The following is an 18,431-nucleotide window of genomic DNA, read 5'->3' on the forward strand; positions in this document are numbered from 1 at the left end:
ACCTTGCCGTACATCTTCTTCTCGCCGAATGCACCCCACTCGGTGAGGACCTTCTTCTCGGGGTCGCTGAGCAGCGGGAACGTCAGCTCGTCACGTTCAACGAACTTGGCGAGCTTGGCCGGTTTGTCGGGGGAGATGCCGATCACCGCGATACCGGCGTCGTTCAGCTCGGCGAGATTGTCGCGGAAGTCGCACGCCTGCTTCGTGCAGCCCGGGGTCATCGCGGCGGGGTAGAAGTAGATGATCACCTTGCGTCCGGCATAGTCGGACAACGAGACCGGGTTCTCCCCAGCGTCGAGAAGGGTGAAGGCGGGCGCCCTGTCACCGGGCGCCAACCGCGTCGTTTCAGCCATACAGGCAGGCTAGTGCATGCGCCGCGCGACACGTGCGAGCATACGATCGGGCCGTGTCCGGCGCGTAGCTCATCGCGAGGCGACCGATACCGTAGTCTGCAATGTGACCTGATCAGTGCACCGTGACCGGTGACCGTGACCAGTGACTATGACCGATGACTGCACTAGCGGCGCCTGGAGGATGACGTGGCCGATACCGAACGCATTGAGCAAGAGATCGCGGCGGCTCGCGAGGACCTGGCCAAGACCCTCGACGCTCTCGCGGTGCGGGCCAACCCGCAACGCCTTGCCGACGACGCCAAGTCCCGGGTGATCGCCGCCCTCAACTCCCCGGCCGTCAAGTACACCCTCATAGGCGCCGGCGTCGTGGTCACCGTCGTGGTCGTGAAGAAGGTCGTCACCTAGCTTCAGAATGGGTGAAACCGCAGGTCAGCGATACGATTTCACTTTTTCGCAAGCCTCCATGTAAGGTTTCATCTCGCAAGGCCGAGCGCCATTAGCTCAATTGGCAGAGCAGCTGACTCTTAATCAGCGGGTTCGGGGTTCGAGTCCCTGATGGCGCACCGAGGATAGCCCCTCACCTGGACAAACAGGTGAGGGGCTATCTCGTTGGCGGGGTCGACCCACGGCTTACCCACTGAAAACGATTCGCCGCACCCTACGGAAAACGATCTCGTGACGCGTCGCGTCGGGGCCCATCAGTCGGGGTTGACGTCGATGTGGGTGGTGCCGCCGTAAGTCGTGCCACCTTTGCCGGAGACTCCGCCGGCATTGGCCACGCCGAGGTGGATCAGGTCGCTGTCATCGACGTCACCAGACCAGACGATCGTCATGGTGCTCCGGGCGGCGTTGTACGCCCACGACGGTGGTCGGAACCCCGAAAGATGGAGCCCCGTGGAGTGATGGACTTCGGATCAGTTCATGTAGATGATCAACGAGGCGTGGCGAACGTTAGCTGATTGCTGCGGGAGCAGCAATCGAGGTGGCGGCTGCGCGCTCTTTGGCGGCGATGACCGCGCGTAGTTCGTCCATGGAGACGTCGGAGACGTCACGTCGGGTCACTTGCCATTCGTCGTGTTGTTCGATGACCACAGCGGTGGCCAGCCGCAGGAACGCTGCCGGGTTGGGGAAGATTTCGACGACGTCGGCGCCCTCTGCTAAATATGCGGATGATCCGAGGCTCATGGCATCTGTAGATCTGTCAGGCGGTCCGCGACAGCCACAGGCCGCGAATCTACTTCTGGCCCGCTTCCTGCTGATACGCGAGATCAGCGACACCCGCACTTGGAAGCCATCCGATTCGGACGCCCGGAGCTAACCGAACGCGCATCAGGGCTGCGCCGCCCCGGAGCTCGGGCACCGTGAATTCATTCTCTGCGACCTCGCGGTTGAGTGATCCGGCCATAAACCGACCGACAGCACTTCTGTCACCGGCAACGTCCTCCAACTCATCAGCATTCACTCCGAAGGTTGCGTGCGTGGACCTCACCCCACGCCACATGACGAACTCGGATTGAAGCTCGTGCGACACTGCCGAGAGTAGTGCGTCAGCAACATCGATCGCTTCGTCCGTAACCGAGTCGGGGTCGACAAGCGCGCGTTGCACTTGGGCATAGAACCGGTCCATTCCCTGCCAGCGGTTGAACGCACCACCGGCACGCCGTCGAGGACCGCACCGTGCTAGACCGGGTCGCCGTCGTCGAATGACATGGATGGAAGGTTGGCGGCCGAAGTCTCGTACAATTGAGCAGGTATCGGCATCCGGCGGGGTGGCGATGATTTTTTCGGCATAAGCACTGGTCATGGGAGTGAGCGGTCCTGTGGTGCCGGTGGTGGCGGAGTGAGAAGGTTGGAGTTGCAGATGAGCTTCGGGCGTTCCGGGACGACGGGTTCCGGTACAGTGCGGCGTTCGGGCGTGGTGTTGGTCACGATGATCACCGCGCTCGTCATGGTGTCGGCGGGTTGCTCGGACGATCCCAAGTACACGGACAAGGTGACCAGTTCGAGCCTTTTCGACGACATGCTCAAACCGGGCATCGAGGTGACCGAGGGCGCCAAGGCCAAGACGGTGGCCGATCAGTCGATCGGTATCTCGCCCGTCAGCCCGATCAGCGTCAAAGCCACCGAAGGCTCGGTCACCAAGGTACGCATCGACAAGGCCGACGGCTCACCCGTCAAAGGCAAAGTCGTCAACGGTGTGTGGACCATCAGCGAGCCGCTCGGCTACAGCAAGACCTACACCCTCAAGGCGGATGCTGTCGGCGTCGGCGGCACCAGCAGCAAGAGTGTCTCATTCACGACGAGCGCCCCCGATCTGCTCACGCAGGCGTACCTGACTCCGAGCCGCGGCGAGGAGGTGGGTGTCGCCCAGCCCGTCGCCGTCAAGTTCGACGAGGTCATCCCCAACCGCAAGGTCGCGCAGCGGTCCATCCACATCACCACCACTCCCCGTGTTGAGGGGGCCTTCTACTGGATCTCCGGTTCCGAGGTGCGTTGGCGCCCCAAGAACTACTGGAAGCCGGGTACCAAGGTGTCGGTCAAGGTCAACACCTACGGAGTCAACCTCGGTGACGGACTGTTCGGCCAGGAGAACGTGAGCACCAACTTCACCATCGGCCGCGAAATGCTCATCACCGCCGACGACAACACCAAGATGGTGACGTTCCGCAAGAACGGCGAGGTCATCAAGGAGATGCCGACGTCGATGGGCAAGCCCGGCGCCTATACCGACAACGGCATCTACATCGTCGCCGACAAACACGACCACATCGTGATGGACTCGTCGACCTATGGTGTTCCGGTCAGCTCCGCCGACGGCTACCGCACTCCGGTCGACTTCGCGACACGCATGTCCTATAGCGGCATCTTCTTCCACTCGGCACCCTGGTCGGTGTGGGCACAGGGCAACACCAACACCAGCCACGGTTGCCTCAACCTGAGCCCCGACAACGCCAAGTGGGTCATGGACAACACCTATCGTGGCGACCCGGTGGAGGTGCGCAACACCGCCGGCGGAACACTGCCCGGCACGGACGGTCTCGGCGACTGGAACATCCCGTGGAGCACGTGGTCCAAGGGCAACGCCTGACAGTCATCAGTACCGTTACGCGGTGGATCGGAGCCGACCACCGGCCGCTGATCCACCGCGTACGCGTTTCAGCGGACGACGAAGGTGCGGGTCGTGCCGGTGAACGGGGTCAGCTTTCCGGATGCGGCGCGCCAGTCGCCGTGATAGCGGATCCGGTAGCGGCCGGCGGCGTCGTCGGGGATCGTCCACTCGACGGTGATCACGGAAGTGTCGGTGCTGCCGCCCGGACGTGCCCAGCGCAGCGTCGTCGACCAGTCGTTGTCGTCGGCGACGGTGACCCATTCCGGACCGTCGGCGCGTTGCACGTCGAGGTAGGTGCCGCCGGTGTGGAAGTCGTTGTTCGGGTGGGCTCCGACGAACCGCACCGTCACCGTCCGGCCGGTCCGGTAGGCGGCACGGGGTGGGGTCAATACGTCGCCGAAGCGGTGGCCGGCGACCGGACGATCGGACGGAACGGGCGGCAGCAGGTCCGGCTGGAATCCTGACTTGTCGAGCGGCGCCGGGCCGCGGCCCAGATCACGTCCTGAGCGCAGCGCCGAACCCAACGCATCGAATTCCTGCAGGTAGGCGGGCAACGTGTAGCGACCGTACATCGTTTCACCGCCCTCGTACTGCTGGGCGTCGTACTCCTCGGGAGTGGTCACGTACTGCGTGTAGGCATTGGAATAGCCCTGAATCAGAACGTCGTCGACGGCCACCCGCATCGCGTCGGCGACGACCTTTCGCAGGCGTAACCCGGCCACGATCGTCATCTCGGCGGGCACCGCCACCAGCACGAGCTGACCGATCCGCATGATCTGCAGCGGGACCACATGAGGAACCCACGGCGATGGTGGCAACAGGCCAAGGGGAACCAGAATCAGCTTGGGGGACTGCATGTCTCGGATCCACGGTGCGATGGAGGGTTCGCTCGTCGCGCCGAACCGGTGAACAAGCGGATTCTTCGCGCCCTCCTGAAGGAACGCCAACTGGGAACGTGTGTTGTCCTCGGTGCTCGTGGCCGCAGCGGAAGCCCCGAACATCGCCGGAGTCGTCGCCGCGGGGCGACCGTCGGGGGTGAAATCTCCGCTCACACGTACCGCCGACATGTCGACGTAGCGGATCACCGCGTCGACGCCCCCACGGCCCATCGGTGTGGACCGTGAGTACGCGGCACGACCGGCGTCGTACTGGCGTCGGCCGATGATCTCGCAGTTGCGGGTGTGATCGTCGGTGGGACCCGACGGGCGCATCTTGATCAGGTTCAGGTTCGGCGTCATGTCACCGGCGTTGGTCTGCGGAAACGAGGCGATCACCCCGGGCTGGTCCTGTTCCCACAGGTAGCTCGCGTAGCCCTTGTTGTCGGCGGAGATCAGCCTGTTGGCGTCGGTCAGCGATGTGCCGTGGGTGGGAAACCACGTGATGGCGCCGATGTCGTTGCCGCCCTGCCGCAGCCGCAGCACCGTGACCTGCGGGTCGATCGCGTTCGGGAAATGGGCCCGGTCGGCCTTGGGATTCAGGTCGAACGCGCCACGTGAGCGGTTGCGGCTGGCGTTGTGCAGTTCGCCGCGGCCGATGCTGACGGTGCCAGGTGCGAGGTTGTCGTGGGCGGCCACGATCGCCCGGAACAAGCCGTCTACCTCGGCTTCGTAGGAGTTCTTCTTGAAACCGAACGCGGCGATGGAATATGCAAAATCCCAGGCGGTACCGCCGCACGAGTTGTGGTTGTGGGTGGCATTGAGGTTCACATTGCGCTCGGTGTACAGCCCCCCGAGACGTTTGCGCAGCCGGGGCATCAGACCCATGTGATGGGACTGGAAGATACAGGCGATATCGGCGTTGACGAAGACCACCCGCTCGCCCGTCGACGCATCGACGATCACGTAGGCGCGGGCCCAGCAGCGCTGCCGTAGTCCCTGTGTCACCTGCTCGGTGTCGGAGTAGCCCATCATTCCCTGGCCGGCGATCGCGCCGGTCATGTCCGCGCGTCCGCAGCCGACCAGGTAGCCGTCGGAGGTGGCGGCGGCCGGGGCCGGACCCAGAGCGGAGAACGTGCCGGCGGCGACGGCGCCGGCTGCGGTCCCCGCGATGACCGTCCTGCGGCTCACATCCATGGTGTGCGGTCCTTTCGTACACGGCGATTTGCCGTGAGGGTGATGCTCGGCCGGATTACCGACCTAGAGTGCGGCGAGCACTTCTCCGGCGGCACGCTTCCCGGACCGTACCGCGCCGTCCATATAGCCAGTCCAGTAGTCCGAGGTTTCCGTTCCGGCCCAGTGGATCGGCCCCACGCTCGCGCGCAGCGCTGCACCGTATCGGGTGAGGGTCCGCGGTGAGCTGACCGCGACCGGGCCACCCCGCGACCACGGTTCGAGGTCCCATTTGAACACGCCGTAGTCCAGCGGATCGCGGGCGTCGGGGCCGAAGTAGTCGGCGAAGTTCGCCACGCATTCACGCGCCAGCTGCGACATCGGAGCGTGATCGAGCCGTCGCATCGCGTCGGCGGAGATGAAACCCATCAGGATGTGGTGTCCCTCGGTGTGGCTCTCGAAAGTGACGTCGATGGGCCGGCCGTTGCCGAACACCTGTCCCGACATGCCCTTCTCCCGCCAGAACGGACGCTTGTACACGGCGGAGAACTTGGCGACGGACCCCATTCGGTAGCCCCTCTGCAATTCACGACGGGCTGCCGGCAGCCCGGGACGGAAGTCGATCTGGTCGCAGATGGCGGGCGACATCGCGACGACCACCTTGTGCCCGGTGAAGGTGCCCGCGTCCGAGTGCACGACGGCGTGGCCGGCGGTGGTGTCGATCGAGCGCACCGCGGCGTTGTAGACGATCCGCTCGTCCAGTGCAGCGGCCATCATGATCGGGATGCGCGCGGCGCCACCTACCAGCATCCGTTCCTGGGCGCCGCCGTCGGTGCTCAGCAGCCGCACCAGGGTGCCGGGGTTGTTCTCATCGCCGGAGGACGCGATGTAGTTGAGGTAGTACAGCGCCGACACCTCGTCCGGGCGGACCGACAGCGCCGCCGACATCGCGATCGAGGTCATGTTGCGTGCCATGTCGGACCGGGCGAATCGGTTGACGTACTGGGCCCAGGTGATCGAGTCCAGGTACTGGGCGTCCGGATGTTTCCACGGTTGGCCCACAGGAAACCCGGCGAGTGAGTCGGCGGTCGCGCGCAGCAGTGCCGGACCGGCCTCGGCGAGCGCCGGATGCAGCGGCAGCGGCACGTCGGCCGGCATCCGGAGAGCTGTTCCGCTGTGCCAGAACAGGCTGTCGCCGCGGTTGTAGGTGCGGATTGTGTCGATGCCGTGCTCGCGGGTGAGCGCGGCGATGTGGTTCTGGGTGGGTCCGATGAACTCTGCGCCCGCGTCGACCGTGGCGCCGAGTCCGGGAGTGGAGATGTTGTGGACACGGCCACCGGGCCGGGACCGGGCCTCCAGCACGACGACCGACGCGCCCGACCTGCGTAGGGTCGTCGCGGCGGCCAGCCCCGACAGTCCACCGCCGACAACGACGGCGTCGTAGGTGCGCGCGGTGGGCGAGGCCCCGGCCCGAGGGCCGGCGACTGTGCTCAGTCCTGCCGCCACACCTGTCGCCGCGAGCGTGCTACCGAGAAACCTTCGCCGCGACATCCCGCGTGCCCGCGCATCACTGTCCACCGCAGCCCCCATCGCGTTCGTTCACTCGTCCGCACACGATATCGGGACCGAACCGACCTGTCCGGCCGAATCTCACTGATAGTCGAGTCCCACAGCGGGCCGGTTGACCGGGCGGGCTCTACCATTGGCGACCGATGAGCAGACGTGTTTCCGATTCCGATCGATGTCCCTGTGGCTCCGGCGATGTGTTCGGCGAGTGCTGCGGTCCGCTGCTGGCCGGTTCCCGACGGGCGGGCACAGCGGAGGCGCTGATGCGGTCCCGGTTCGCCGCGTTCGCCGTCGGAAATGCCGGCTACCTGCTGGACAGTTGGCATCCGACGACCAGACCGCAGGTCCTGGACCTCGACGACACGCTCGACTGGTACCGTCTCGACGTCCATTCGGCCGGTGGGGGAACGCCGTTCGAGAGGACAGGTGAAGTGATGTTCACCGCGCACTATCGTGTCGACGGTGAACGTGCGAAGCTGCGCGAACACAGTCGTTTCGAGCGGGTCGACGGAGAATGGAAGTACCTCGACGCGCTCTGATCGACGGAAACGACAGCGGCTCGGCAACGGCGTTGCGGTTGTTACGGAGACAGGTTCGTCGCTGGGCTAGGCTGTGCGGTGCATCACAAACTCTGGGAGGTCAGGCGTTGGCGTCAATAGTGCTGGCGGACGTACGTACCGCGTGCGAGCGGCAAGTGGTGGCCGAATGGGCCGCGGCGAACCACCCCGATGCGCAGTTGCGCACGCTCGCCGAGGTCGATTTCGCCGCCACCGACGAAACCACCGAGCTGATTCCGGCACGCGTCGTGTGGTTGCCGCCGGTACGCAAGGGAGAACGCCGGGTGTCGGTGGCCGACGTCCTGGTGCTGTCCAATCCACGTAAGCCGCCCGCCTTCAGGCAGGAGTCGATCCGGAGGAAGTTCCCGGACCGGGTGCGTGTTGTTCAGGGGGCCGCGGCGAGCGTCGAGGATCTGCGGGTCCGCTATCAGCAGCAAACGGCCGAAGGGGAATCGTTCGATGCCTTCGTCGGGGTGCAGGCGTCGCTGGCGGCTGAGCGTGCCGAGCGGCAGGTGGTGGGTGATCGCTACAAGGTGCCGCGTCTGGTGGCCGAGCAGATAGGTTCGTCGGCCCGATTCCAGGCCAACGCGGCCAAACTCGCCGCCGAGCTGGGCCGTCCGGCCGCGGCGGTGGTCCGCGAGGCCACCGACAAGATGGGCACCTTCGTCGCCACCCAGAGCAGATTGATGGACGACGTGCTGTCCTCGATCCTCGGCCAGTTGCACGAACGTACCTGGACCGTGTCGGCGGACCTGGACACGATGGGCCACCTGCGCACGCTGAACAAGACCCACGGACTGGTGTTCCTGCCCTCACACCGCTCTTACGTCGATCCGTTCGTCCTGGCAGAGGTTCTACGCCGCTACGACTTCCCGCCCAACCTGGTTCTCGGTGGCGACAATTTGCAGCTGTGGCCGTTGTCGTCGATCGCGCGACGGGCGGGCACCATTTTTATCCGCCGCAAGTTCGGCTCCGACCCGGTGTACAAGTTCGCGATGCGCTCGTACCTGTCGTTCATCGTCGAGAAGCGGTTCAACCTCGTCTGGTACATCGAAGGCGGCCGCAGCCGCACCGGTAAGCTCCGCCCGCCCAAGCTCGGCCTGCTCTCGTACGTCGCCGACGCCGTCGCCCACGTCGACGATGCCGACGTGATGGTGGTACCCACCTCGATCGTCTACGACCAGTTGCACGAGATCGGCGCGATGGCCGCCGAAGCCGCCGGCGCCAAGAAGCGGCCCGAGGACCTGGGCTGGCTGCTGCGTTACGCCAAGCAGCAGCGTGAGTATCTCGGCAATGCGCGAGTGCGCTTCGGCGAGCCGTTCTCGTTGCGTCAGGCACTGGCCGACGCGGGGGAGGGCAAGGCACAGCTGGAAAAGGTCGCTTTCCGGGTGATGGACGAGATCAATTCCGCCACACCGATTTCCGCGACATCGCTGGCCGGTTTCGCGATCCTCGGTGCCGAGGACCGGGCGTACACGGCTGCCGAGATCGAGAAGATCCTCGCGCCGCTGCTGTCCTATATCGACCGCCGTGGCCTGCCCGGGCCCGACCCGAGCACGTGTCGCGGTCTCGGACTACTCAGCACCCTCGGCGAACTCACCGACGCCGGGGTGCTCACCCGCTTCGACGGCGGTACCGATCAGGTGTGGTCGATCACCCCCAACAATCATCCGATCGCCGCGTACTACCGCAACGGTGCGATCCACCACTTCGTCGACCGCGCGATCATCGAACTCGGGTTGCTTGCGGCCGACGACGGAATGTTCGATCTGGAGCGGGATGCGTTCCTGACGGCAGGGCAGGCCGAGGCGCTCCGGATCCGTGACCTGCTCAAGTTCGAGTTCTTCTTCCCGCCCAAGGATGAGTTCCTGCACCGCCTCGGTGCCGAACTCGACCTCATCGCCGCCGACTGGCGGACCGAACCGCCGACCGCCGAGCGTATCCATAAGACTCTGCTCGGGCACGCCGGCGAACTGTTCGCCCGGCGGACCCTGCAACCGTTCTTCGATGCCCAGCTCGTCGTGGCCAAACTGCTCGTGGCGGCGGGCGACAGTTCGGTCGACAAGGAGACGGTGCTCATCGAAAGTCTCGGGCTCGGGCGGCAGCTGGTGCTGCAAGGTGTTGTGCGGAGCAAGGATTCGGTGTCGAGAGAACTCTACGACGCGGCCTACCAGCTCGCCGAGAATCGAGGCCTGATCAGCCCCTCCGATACCGAGGATGTCGCCGAACGCAGGAAAGCGTGGCTGGCCGAGGTGGAGGGTATGAGACAGCGACTGGCGCGGATCGCCCAGATCGAGGCGGAGCAGGCGCGCCGCGCGGCCCGGACGGCGGCCGGCGAATGACCACGATCGCCGACCGCATCCGCGAGATCCGGGAGGCGCCCACCGGTAAGCAGGTAGCGGCGTTCTTCGACTACGACGGCACCCTCATCGAGGGGTTCTCAGCGGTGGCGATCGCCCGCGCGCGGGTCCGCAGCCTCGAATTCGGCCTGGGGGAGGCACTGGACTTCCTGCTGATCGGCCTGCGTGGCGTCGAGTCGGAGCAGGACTACGCCGAGGTACTGCGTGCCACCAAACCGACCTTCGCCGGCAAGTCGTACGCCGAGCTCCTCGATTTCGGTGCGACGCTGTTCAAGGAGGAGACCGCGGCCAAACTGCGGCCGCAGATGTGGCAACTGCTGCGGGTCCACCGCGAGATGGGGCACCGGATCGTCATCGCGTCGTCGGCCACGAGATTCCAGATCGAACCGATCGCCAAGGAGATCGACGCCGATCACGCCCTGGCCACCGACGTCGAGGTGATCGACGGCGTGGTGACCGGCGAGATCCTCGGCCGTCCGCTGTGGGGTCCGGGCAAGGCGGCTGCGGTGCGCCGCCTCGCGCACGAGCACGACCTCGACCTGTCGTCGTCGTTCGCCTACAGTGACGGCAACGAAGACGTGCCGTACCTGGAGTCGGTGGGCCACCCGGCGGCGATCTCCCCGCAGAACGGCCTGCGTGCGGTGGCCATCGAACGCGGCTGGCCGATCCTCGACATCACCAATCCCAGCCACAACAAGTGGGAGATGGCGGTGCGTACCGGCGCCTTCTACGGGTCGTTCCTGGTCGGTTCGGTGGCCGGCGCGCTGGGCGGTCTGCTCCGCGGCAACAGCGAGGAAGCCATCCAGGCAGGTGCCTCCACCGGCAATGATGTGGGCATGGCGCTGGCCGGGGTGAGCGTGAAAGTGCTTGACGGTGAGGACTATCTGACGTCGGCGCGGCCGTGCGTGTTCGTGTTCAACCACCAGTCCAAGCTCGATCTGCCGGTGCTGGTGCACCTGATCCGCAGTCACGCGACGGGTGTGGCGAAGAAGGAGGTCAAACAGGTTCCGCTGCTCGGGCCCATCCTCGACGCCGCCGGCCTGGTGTTCATCGACAGGGCCGACGCCGGCAAGGCGATCGAACAGCTTGAGCCCGCTGTCCGCAAGCTCCGCGAGGACGGCGCGAGCCTGGTGGTCGCGCCCGAGGGAACCCGTTCGGCCACACCACGTCTGGGGAAGTTCAAGAAGGGTCCGTTCCACATCGCGATGCAGGCGCAGGTGCCGGTGGTACCGATCGTGCTGCGCAACAGCGGAGAATTGATGTGGCGCGGAGACCAACTCATCAAACCCGGCACCGTCGAGGTGCGGGTGCTGCCGCCGGTGGACACGTCGTCGTGGACGGCCGAGACGATGGGTGAACACGCCGACGAGGTGCGGCAGATGTTCGTGAAGGCCCTTGCCGACTGGCCGGTAGAGGCCTTCGACGACGGCAGACTGACGAGGACTTCAGGGGTGTTCGATGAGTGACCAGGCGTCGGCGGGTCCGTACTCGCAACTGTCGGAATACGATCGGCCGCTGAATTTCGGTGCCGACGGCCAGATGAGCCCGATGGACACGCTGCTCTGGCGTGGTGACTCCGACCGTCACCATCGGGGCACGCTCAGCATGCTCGAGATCTACGACTGCGTACCGGACTGGGACCGACTGGTCGCCGCGCACGAGTGGGGTAGCCGGATGCTGCCCCGGCTGCGCCAGCGGGTGGTGGATTCCCCACTGGGAACGGGTATCCCGAGTTGGGTGGTCGACCCGGAGTTCGATCTGCACTACCACGTGCGCAGGCTGCGGCTGGCCGGGGACGGTTCGATCCGCGAACTGCTCACCACGTGCGAACAATTGGCGATGACCGCGCTCGATCCGGAACGGTCGCCCTGGGAGGTGTACCTGATCGACGGACTCCCCGACGGTAGGGGCGCCTATCTCCTGAAGGCCCACCAGGCACTCACCGGTGCGATGTCGTCGATTTCGATTCTCGCGCAACTACATTCACGACAGCGTGAGCCGCTGCCGGGTAAGCCCCAGCCGCCGGCGCCCACGCCGAGCACCACCGGTGCCGTCGACATCCTGGTGCGGCAACTGTCCCACGAGGTGCAGCGCGCCCCGCATCGTATCGACCTGGCGATCAGGGGTGCGATGGCGCTCGCCGACCCGCGTAAGGCACTGAGCCAGGTGCTGCGGTTCGGCCGTTCGGTGCCGCGAGTCGCCGGTCTGATCAGCCCGCCGGGATCGCCGCTGCTTGCCGAACGCAGCCTGTCGTGGCGTTTCGCGGCGGTCGAGGTGCCGTTCGCGGCCATAGAGGCAGCGAGCGCCGAGATCCGCGCGTCGGTCGATGAGGTGTACCTGGGCGGCCTGGTGAGCGGTCTGCGGCTCTACCATCAGCGTCTGGGCCAGCCGGTGGAGGCGATTCCCGTCGCCGTGCCGATCGTCGTGCGCGACCCGGACAATCCGAACGAGACCCGGGTATCGATCGGGCGACTGGCCGGACCCACCGGCATCGACGATCCGTTCGAGCGGGTCCTGACCGTGCGCGAACAGATCCGTGCCGCTCGCAACGAGCCCGCGGTCAACGCCTTCCACGACGTCGGTCCGATGCTGGCCTGGTTGCCGGGGCAGGTCGTGGGCCAGTTCAGCGGCGCCACCACCCGCAACGACCTGCAGGCCAGCAACGTCGGTGGTATCGAATGGGAGTCGTACGTCGCCGGGGCCAAGGTCGAGCGGATGTTCGCCTTCGGTCCGCTGCCCGGCTGCGCGATCATGGCCACGATGGTCACCTACAACGGCACCTCGTGCATCGGCATCAACTACGACGCCGCCGCCGTCACCGACCCGGAACTGTTCGCCGAATCGGTCGTCGACGGCTTCAACGAGGTGCTGGCCCTGTCCGACACCGTCGGCCGGATGACCCGCTTCACCTGATGCAGTACCTTGCCGGCGGTTCCGGATTTTCCGGAACTGTCGGCGAGATTGTCTGGGACAGCTACTCCGTTGTCCGATTTATCCGTATTCGGTAGACTCTTCGTCACCCTTGTACTGTGGGTGTTCCAGCCGGAGTCCATCCCGAGGTCGGTGATCCGATGGCAGCACAGAAACGAATACGTCACGGCGGGTCGCGGTTCGGCGACGCACCACCGGGTACAGAGGTGCAGAGACGACGACGGGTGTGGGCCAGGTGCCTGTCGGCCATGATGGCGGTGGTGATGATCACCACCGCGGCCGTGTGGATAGGTACCGAAGCGGCGAAGAATCCTGTCGAGGTCGGTTCCGGCGACGTCAAGGTCACCACGACCGCGCTCAATCCGGTCGACTACCCGGGCGCTCGTGCCCTCCTCTACGGCGCGCAGGTACGGCCGCGTCCGGTGCAACCCAACGCGTTCGACGTCTTCAAGGATTTCCCGGAGACCTCGACGGACGGGTTCATGAGTGACTTCAAGGATCCGGCGATCCACGTGGGCCGCTACGGCGATTTGCGGGCCAAGCGGACGATCGCCCTCGCCGGTGGTTCGCACGCCGAGATGTGGATCACCGCGCTGAACACCCTGGGCAAGCGGCACGGTTTCAAGGTCACCACCTACCTCAAGATGGGGTGCCCGCTGTCGGCGGACCCGAACCCGACGGTCGTGGGCAAACCGTACCCGCAGTGCGCCGACTGGAATCGGCGCGTGTGGGCCCGGATCATCAAGGACAAACCCGACGTCGTCTTCACCACCTCTACCCGGCCCCGCGACAGGGCGACGGGCGACTGGACACCGCCGGACTACGTACAGGTGTACGACAAGTTCCTGCGCGCAGGTATTCAAGTTGTGGGAGTGCGCGATTCACCGTGGCCGAAGTACCCCAACGGCCGCACCCTCGACACCCCGATCTGCCTCCAGAAGGGCGGCAACGCCCAGACGTGCGGCACGCCGCGCGCCCGTGTCCTGTCTCCGACCGACCCGGCGGCGCCGATGGCCAAGGCCCGGCGCAACTTCCACCAGATCGACCTCACGCGGGGCATCTGCACGGCCACCTTCTGCCCGGCGATCGTCGGCAACATCATCGTCTACAAGGACTGGCACCACCTGAGCGCCAGCTACATCCGCAGCCTCACCGACGAACTCGGAAACCGGATGGGTCCGGCACTGCGCTGGTGGTCGGTACGCTGACCACCAGGCAGCAGGCCTAAAAACGGAAGTCACGTGGCGATCTCCACGAGCAGGTCGGCCAGGTCGGACGTCCGGGACAGGAAGGGTGAGTGGGAGGCGGCGAACTCCGCCATGGAGTCGGCCGATGTCGCGAACTCTCGTTGCAGCTCCGGTGGGATCGCCCGATCCTCGGTGAGCACGACGTAGGTGGTCGGCGTCGATCGCCACGATGCCTGCGTGACGACGGGTGCCATGACCTGTTGCGACTGGGGCCGCAGTCGGCTCTCTGCCCACGCGGCCACGTCGGGCGTGCAGTCGGCGTAGAAGTGCCCGATTGCCTGGCCGTCCGGAACCACGAAGGTGCCGTCGTCCCGGAGACCGACGTAGGGCGGGGGTGGCCCCGGCGGAAGGTAGGAGACGTACGAGCGACCCGTGTCGGGCATGAACGCCCCGAGGTAGATCAACCGCTCGACGTGCGCTCCGAAGGATGCTTCCGCAGTCGCCGCTCCGCCGTAGGAATGCGCGACGACCACAACGGGGCCGTCGATCGCCGCGGCGGCTTCCGTGATCGCCGCCGCATCGTCCGCGTATCCGCCGAGGGCTGCCGGATCGTCGCCGACCGACGGGAGGTCCACGGCTACCGCGGTGCGGCCGCGTTCGCTCAGCGCCGTGATGAGTGGCCCGAAGCACCACGGGCCGTGCCATGAGCCGTGGACGAGCAAGAACGTCGCCGGATGTGTCATGCCTACTCCTGACGTCCAGTCGGATACTCTTGTCCAGAGTATCCGATACTATGATTCGGAGTAAATAGTGAAGTTGAACGCCACCTCCTATGCGGTCCTGGGTCACCTCGCGATGGGCCCCTGGAACATGTACGACCTCGCCGCCCAGATGCGCCGCAATGTGCACTACTTCTTCCCTCGCGCCGAGAGTCAGGTGTATGCCGAACCCAAGCGGCTGGTCGAGATGGGCCTGGCCACCGCGGAGGCCGAGGCGACAGGCAAGCGGTCGCGGACGGTCTACGCCATCACGGACGCCGGGCGCGATGAACTGCGACGCTGGCTGAGCGACGAATCCCGTCCGCCGCGGTTGGAATTCGAGGCGCTCCTGCGGGTGATCTTCGCGCCCTTCGGTGACCAGAACGACCTCGCGGCCGCCATCCGGCAGTCTCAGGACGGGGCCCGCGAGATCTTCACGCTGGGCGAACACATCTGCGACGAGTACCTCAGCGGTTCCGCGCCGTTGCAGCGATACGTCATCGCACGCTCGATGCTCCACGACTTCCTCTGGTCCTACGCCGAGTTCATCGACGCATGGGCCGAACGCAGCCTCGCGCGAATAGACGCGTGGAACGACGAGTCCGTCGCTGAGCAGCACCGTGCGGCTTTGGAGGCATATCGGGTCCACACACATCTGGCCAGGCCTGAGCCTGCTGACATACCGGTCCACGACTTCCACGGCGACTCCGTCGGGGATTCGATCAAAGGCCAGTCGTGACGACTGTCGAGACGTGGCTCAACTCCGGGTGCTCAGAGCAAGGATCAGATCCTTCTCATCGTTGGAGAGTTCCGACACTGCGAGCACTCCTGAAGGATGTCAGACTTACTACCCGCCCTCCCAAGCGTGATCCGCACACTTGCCATTCTCGCCCCAGGCGCCTATTGCATGGAACGCGAAAAGAACCGGCCCTGACTTGCGCTTCCGCAGGTCAGGGCCGGTTTTTGATTGGGGTGAGTGACGGGACTCGAACCCGCGACAGCCAGGATCACAACCTGGTGCTCTACCAACTGAACTACACTCACCATCGGCGTCGGAAACCAGGGCGTTGAGCACCGGGTTCCAGAGCCAGGAACATACTCTAGCGGGTGACCGGGCAGAAATGCCAATCGGTTATCGGGTGTCGTGTTTACGCAGGTCCGAGCGTTTTGACGATCGCGGCGAGCTCGTCGGTGTCGGGGCCGGGCTGCGGGACGAAGGCGGCGGCGCGGTAGTAGCGCAGCTCGTGGATCGACTCACGGATGTCGGCGAGGGCGCGGTGTGCGAGACCTTTCTCCGGCTGGCCGAAGTAGATCCGCGGATACCAGCGGCGGCACAGTTCTTTGATGGAGCTGACGTCGACCATCCGGTAATGCAGGTGGGTGTCGAGTTCGGGCATGTCGCGGGCGATGAAGCCGCGGTCGGTGGCGATCGAATTGCCGGCCAGGGGTACCGCGCCGGTGGTGGTGTATTTGCGTAGGTAGGCGAGGACCTGTTCCTGGGCCTGCTCGATCGTCACCGTCGACGCGCGCACCTCCTCGGTCAGCCCCGAGGCGGCGTGCATCTTGGTGACCACGTCCGGCATGGCGGCCAGATCCTCGTCGGAGGCGTGGATGACGACGTCGACGCCGTCGCCGAGAATGTTGAGGTCGCCGTCGGTGACCAGGGCCGCGATCTCGATCAACTTGTCCGATTCGAGGCGCAGCCCGGTCATCTCACAGTCGATCCATACGAGTTTGTCCTGCACACGTCGACCTTAGGGCATATCCGGCCGTGAGGGCCCGGGCGCTGCTGAACGCCGACCAACACGTGTGGTGTCCGCTCCGCGACGATTGGTGTGGTTCGGCATACCATCGTGAGGTCTGTGAACACCGCATCCGCCGATGAGAGGACCCACCGGTGACCGATCCGAACGAGGCCACACCTGTACCGGCAGGTGACGCGCCAAGCGCCGATCCCGGCGTCACGCCCGCTACGGCGGCCCAGGAGAGTCCTGCCCAGGCGAGTCCGGCCCAGAAGATCGCCGAGGGGTACGCGTTCAAAGGTGCGGCGCTCGAATTGGGCACGGTGATGGTCGACGGGCAGGTGGACTCGACCGCCAGGGTGCGGATCCCGTTGGCGATGATGAACCGGCACGGCATCATCGCCGGCGCCACCGGCACCGGCAAGACCAAGACCTTGCAGGCGATCGCCGAGCAACTCAGCTCCAACGGTGTGCCGGTGGTGATGGCCGACATCAAGGGCGACCTGTCGGGGCTGTCACGTCCGGGCGTGTCCAACGACCGGATCGTCGCGCGCGCACAGCAGACCGGCGACGACTGGGCCCCACAACAGAACCCGGTCGAGTTCGTCTCGCTGGGCGGGGAGGGGATCGGCGTCCCCATCCGGGCCACCATCACCTCGTTCGGCCCGATCCTGCTCAGCAAGGTGCTCAGCCTCAATGCCACCCAGGAATCGACGCTGGGCCTGATCTTCCACTGGGCCGACCAGAGGGGTCTGCCCCTGCTCGATCTCAAGGACCTGCGGGCGGTCATCGCCTACCTCACCAGCGACGAGGGTAAACCGGAACTCAAGGCGATCGGCGGGGTGTCGACGCAGACGGCCGGCGTGATCCTGCGGGCGCTGACCAACCTCGAACACGACGGCGGCGACACCTTCTTCGGTGAACCGGAGATCGAACCGGCCGACCTCATCCGGCTCAGCGCCGACGGCCGCGGCATCGTGACCCTCTTCGAACTCGGCGATCAGGCCGCTGGGCCCGCGCTGTTCTCGACATTCCTGATGTGGATTCTGGCCGACCTGTTCGAGTTCCTGCCCGAGGTCGGTGACATCGACAAACCCAAACTCGTGTTCATCTTCGACGAGTCGCACCTGCTGTTCAGTGGGGCGTCGAAGGCGTTCGTCGAGCAGGTGGTGCAGACGGTCAAACTGATCCGATCCAAGGGCGTCGGCGTGTTCTTCTGCTCCCAGCTGCCCACCGACATCCCGGACTCGGTGCGCTCACAGCTGGGCGCACGAATTCAGCACGCGTTGCGCGCATTCACCCCCGACGACCAGAAGGCACTCAAGACCACGGTCAAGACGTACCCGGTGTCGGACGTGTACAAGATCGACGAGGCCCTCACCTCCCTCGGTACCGGCGAGGCGATCGTGACGGTGTTGTCGGAGAAGGGTGCGCCGACCCCGGTGGCGTGGACCGTGATTCGCGCGCCGCGTTCATTGATGGATACGGTGGGCGAGGCGGGTATCAAGGCCGCAGCCACCGCGAGTCCGCTGTACGCCAAGTACGGTCAGGCGATCGACCGGGACTCGGCGTATGAGCGGCTCGCGGCCAAGGCGGTACCTCCGGAGGAACCCATGAGGAAGGCTCCCGCGCTGGTTCCCGCACCAGCCCCGGCGCCCGCGAAGAGAACGTCTCGCAAGAAGGAACCCGAGGAGAAGAGCGTCGTCACCGAGGTGTTGACGAGCAAACCGATGCAGAGCTTCCTGCGTTCGGCGGCATCGGCCGCGGGACGCGAGTTCAGCCGGGCCATCTTCGGGACCGGACGCAAGCGCCGACGGTAG

Annotated in this window: 16 protein-coding genes, 2 tRNA genes and 1 pseudogene; 10 read left to right on the top strand and 9 right to left on the bottom strand. The window is 65.7% G+C overall.

The genetic code is table 11. The features are described from left to right. On the bottom strand, window positions 1-353 hold a 353-nt coding region (gene bcp, locus KDB67_RS21490; RefSeq protein ID WP_291020449.1), incomplete at its 3' end, for a thioredoxin-dependent thiol peroxidase. 186 nt (window positions 354-539) lie between these two features. On the opposite strand from bcp, the gene KDB67_RS21495 reads away from it, so the two are divergent. Both KDB67_RS21495 and KDB67_RS21500 read left to right on the top strand, forming a co-directional pair. After that, window positions 540-758 (top strand): DUF3618 domain-containing protein, encoded by a 219-nt coding sequence (locus KDB67_RS21495; protein ID WP_291020451.1) that lies wholly within the window; start codon window positions 540-542, stop codon window positions 756-758. Between the two features lie 85 nt (window positions 759-843). After that, window positions 844-916: transfer RNA gene (locus tag KDB67_RS21500), tRNA-Lys, on the top strand. Window positions 917-1,051: 135 nt separating this feature from the next. On the opposite strand, the gene KDB67_RS21505 is transcribed toward KDB67_RS21500, so the two are convergent. The 3 genes and pseudogenes from KDB67_RS21505 to KDB67_RS21515 all read right to left on the bottom strand — a co-directional run bounded on the left by KDB67_RS21505 (window position 1,052) and on the right by KDB67_RS21515 (window position 2,157). Then, window positions 1,052-1,186 carry a hypothetical protein gene (locus KDB67_RS21505; RefSeq protein WP_291020453.1) on the bottom strand — a complete coding sequence of 45 codons (135 nt, stop codon included), beginning with the start codon at window positions 1,184-1,186 and terminating at the stop codon, window positions 1,052-1,054. 118 nt (window positions 1,187-1,304) lie between these two features. After that, window positions 1,305-1,502: pseudogene (locus tag KDB67_RS21510) on the bottom strand (transposase); the annotation flags it as partial. A gap of 85 nt (window positions 1,503-1,587) precedes the next feature. After that, a complete protein-coding gene (locus KDB67_RS21515) occupies window positions 1,588-2,157 on the bottom strand; it encodes a hypothetical protein (protein WP_291020455.1) in 570 nt (189 codons plus the stop codon). 57 nt (window positions 2,158-2,214) lie between these two features. Here KDB67_RS21515 and KDB67_RS21520 point away from each other — a divergent pair, with 57 nt between their 5' ends. Next, on the top strand, window positions 2,215-3,441 hold the full coding sequence (locus tag KDB67_RS21520) for an Ig-like domain-containing protein (protein ID WP_291020457.1): 1,227 nt from the start codon (window positions 2,215-2,217) through the stop codon (window positions 3,439-3,441). 68 nt (window positions 3,442-3,509) lie between these two features. Here the strand turns inward: KDB67_RS21520 and KDB67_RS21525 are convergent, their stop codons facing one another. Both KDB67_RS21525 and KDB67_RS21530 read right to left on the bottom strand, forming a co-directional pair. Further along, window positions 3,510-5,534, bottom strand: coding sequence for a neutral/alkaline ceramidase (locus tag KDB67_RS21525; protein ID WP_291020459.1), 2,025 nt, complete (start codon window positions 5,532-5,534; stop codon window positions 3,510-3,512). 63 nt (window positions 5,535-5,597) lie between these two features. After that, window positions 5,598-7,100, bottom strand: a complete 1,503-nt coding sequence (locus KDB67_RS21530; RefSeq protein ID WP_291020461.1) for an FAD-dependent oxidoreductase — start codon at window positions 7,098-7,100, stop codon at window positions 5,598-5,600. Between the two features lie 122 nt (window positions 7,101-7,222). On the opposite strand from KDB67_RS21530, the gene KDB67_RS21535 reads away from it, so the two are divergent. The 5 genes from KDB67_RS21535 to KDB67_RS21555 all read left to right on the top strand — a co-directional run bounded on the left by KDB67_RS21535 (window position 7,223) and on the right by KDB67_RS21555 (window position 14,132). Continuing rightward, the gene (locus KDB67_RS21535) at window positions 7,223-7,615 is read left to right on the top strand and encodes a YchJ family metal-binding protein (RefSeq protein ID WP_291020463.1); all 393 of its coding nucleotides are present in this window, start codon (window positions 7,223-7,225) and stop codon (window positions 7,613-7,615) included. A gap of 107 nt (window positions 7,616-7,722) precedes the next feature. Beyond that, window positions 7,723-9,975 carry a glycerol-3-phosphate 1-O-acyltransferase gene (locus KDB67_RS21540; RefSeq protein ID WP_291020465.1) on the top strand — a complete coding sequence of 751 codons (2,253 nt, stop codon included), beginning with the start codon at window positions 7,723-7,725 and terminating at the stop codon, window positions 9,973-9,975. Continuing rightward, complete coding sequence (locus KDB67_RS21545) at window positions 9,972-11,459, top strand: HAD-IB family hydrolase (RefSeq protein ID WP_291020467.1); 1,488 nt, start codon at window positions 9,972-9,974, stop codon at window positions 11,457-11,459. The genes KDB67_RS21540 and KDB67_RS21545 overlap by 4 nt, the downstream gene beginning before the upstream one ends. Next, window positions 11,452-12,906, top strand: coding sequence for a wax ester/triacylglycerol synthase domain-containing protein (locus KDB67_RS21550; RefSeq protein ID WP_291020469.1), 1,455 nt, complete (start codon window positions 11,452-11,454; stop codon window positions 12,904-12,906). The genes KDB67_RS21545 and KDB67_RS21550 overlap by 8 nt, the downstream gene beginning before the upstream one ends. Window positions 12,907-13,022: 116 nt before the next feature. Next, window positions 13,023-14,132: an SGNH hydrolase domain-containing protein gene (locus tag KDB67_RS21555; RefSeq protein ID WP_324383473.1), complete on the top strand. Its 1,110-nt coding sequence runs from the start codon at window positions 13,023-13,025 to the stop codon at window positions 14,130-14,132. Between the two features lie 29 nt (window positions 14,133-14,161). Here KDB67_RS21555 and KDB67_RS21560 read toward each other — a convergent pair whose 3' ends face one another. Further along, window positions 14,162-14,854: an alpha/beta hydrolase gene (locus tag KDB67_RS21560; RefSeq protein WP_291020471.1), complete on the bottom strand. Its 693-nt coding sequence runs from the start codon at window positions 14,852-14,854 to the stop codon at window positions 14,162-14,164. A gap of 67 nt (window positions 14,855-14,921) precedes the next feature. Between KDB67_RS21560 and KDB67_RS21565 the strand changes: the two genes are divergently transcribed. Continuing rightward, the gene (locus tag KDB67_RS21565; protein WP_291020473.1) at window positions 14,922-15,608 is read left to right on the top strand and encodes a helix-turn-helix transcriptional regulator; all 687 of its coding nucleotides are present in this window, start codon (window positions 14,922-14,924) and stop codon (window positions 15,606-15,608) included. A 229-nt stretch (window positions 15,609-15,837) separates the two neighbouring features. Here KDB67_RS21565 and KDB67_RS21570 read toward each other — a convergent pair. Both KDB67_RS21570 and orn read right to left on the bottom strand, forming a co-directional pair. Next, a tRNA-His gene (locus KDB67_RS21570) sits at window positions 15,838-15,913 on the bottom strand. 104 nt (window positions 15,914-16,017) lie between these two features. After that, entirely contained in the window at window positions 16,018-16,614 is a 597-nt protein-coding gene (gene orn, locus KDB67_RS21575; protein ID WP_291020475.1) for an oligoribonuclease, read from the bottom strand. Window positions 16,615-16,886: 272 nt separating this feature from the next. Here orn and KDB67_RS21580 point away from each other — a divergent pair, with 272 nt between their 5' ends. Continuing rightward, window positions 16,887-18,431: a helicase HerA-like domain-containing protein gene (locus KDB67_RS21580; RefSeq protein ID WP_291020607.1), complete on the top strand. Its 1,545-nt coding sequence runs from the start codon at window positions 16,887-16,889 to the stop codon at window positions 18,429-18,431.

The organism is Gordonia sp. (in: high G+C Gram-positive bacteria) (assembly GCF_020438995.1).
Lineage (GTDB): Bacteria > Actinomycetota > Actinomycetes > Mycobacteriales > Mycobacteriaceae > Gordonia.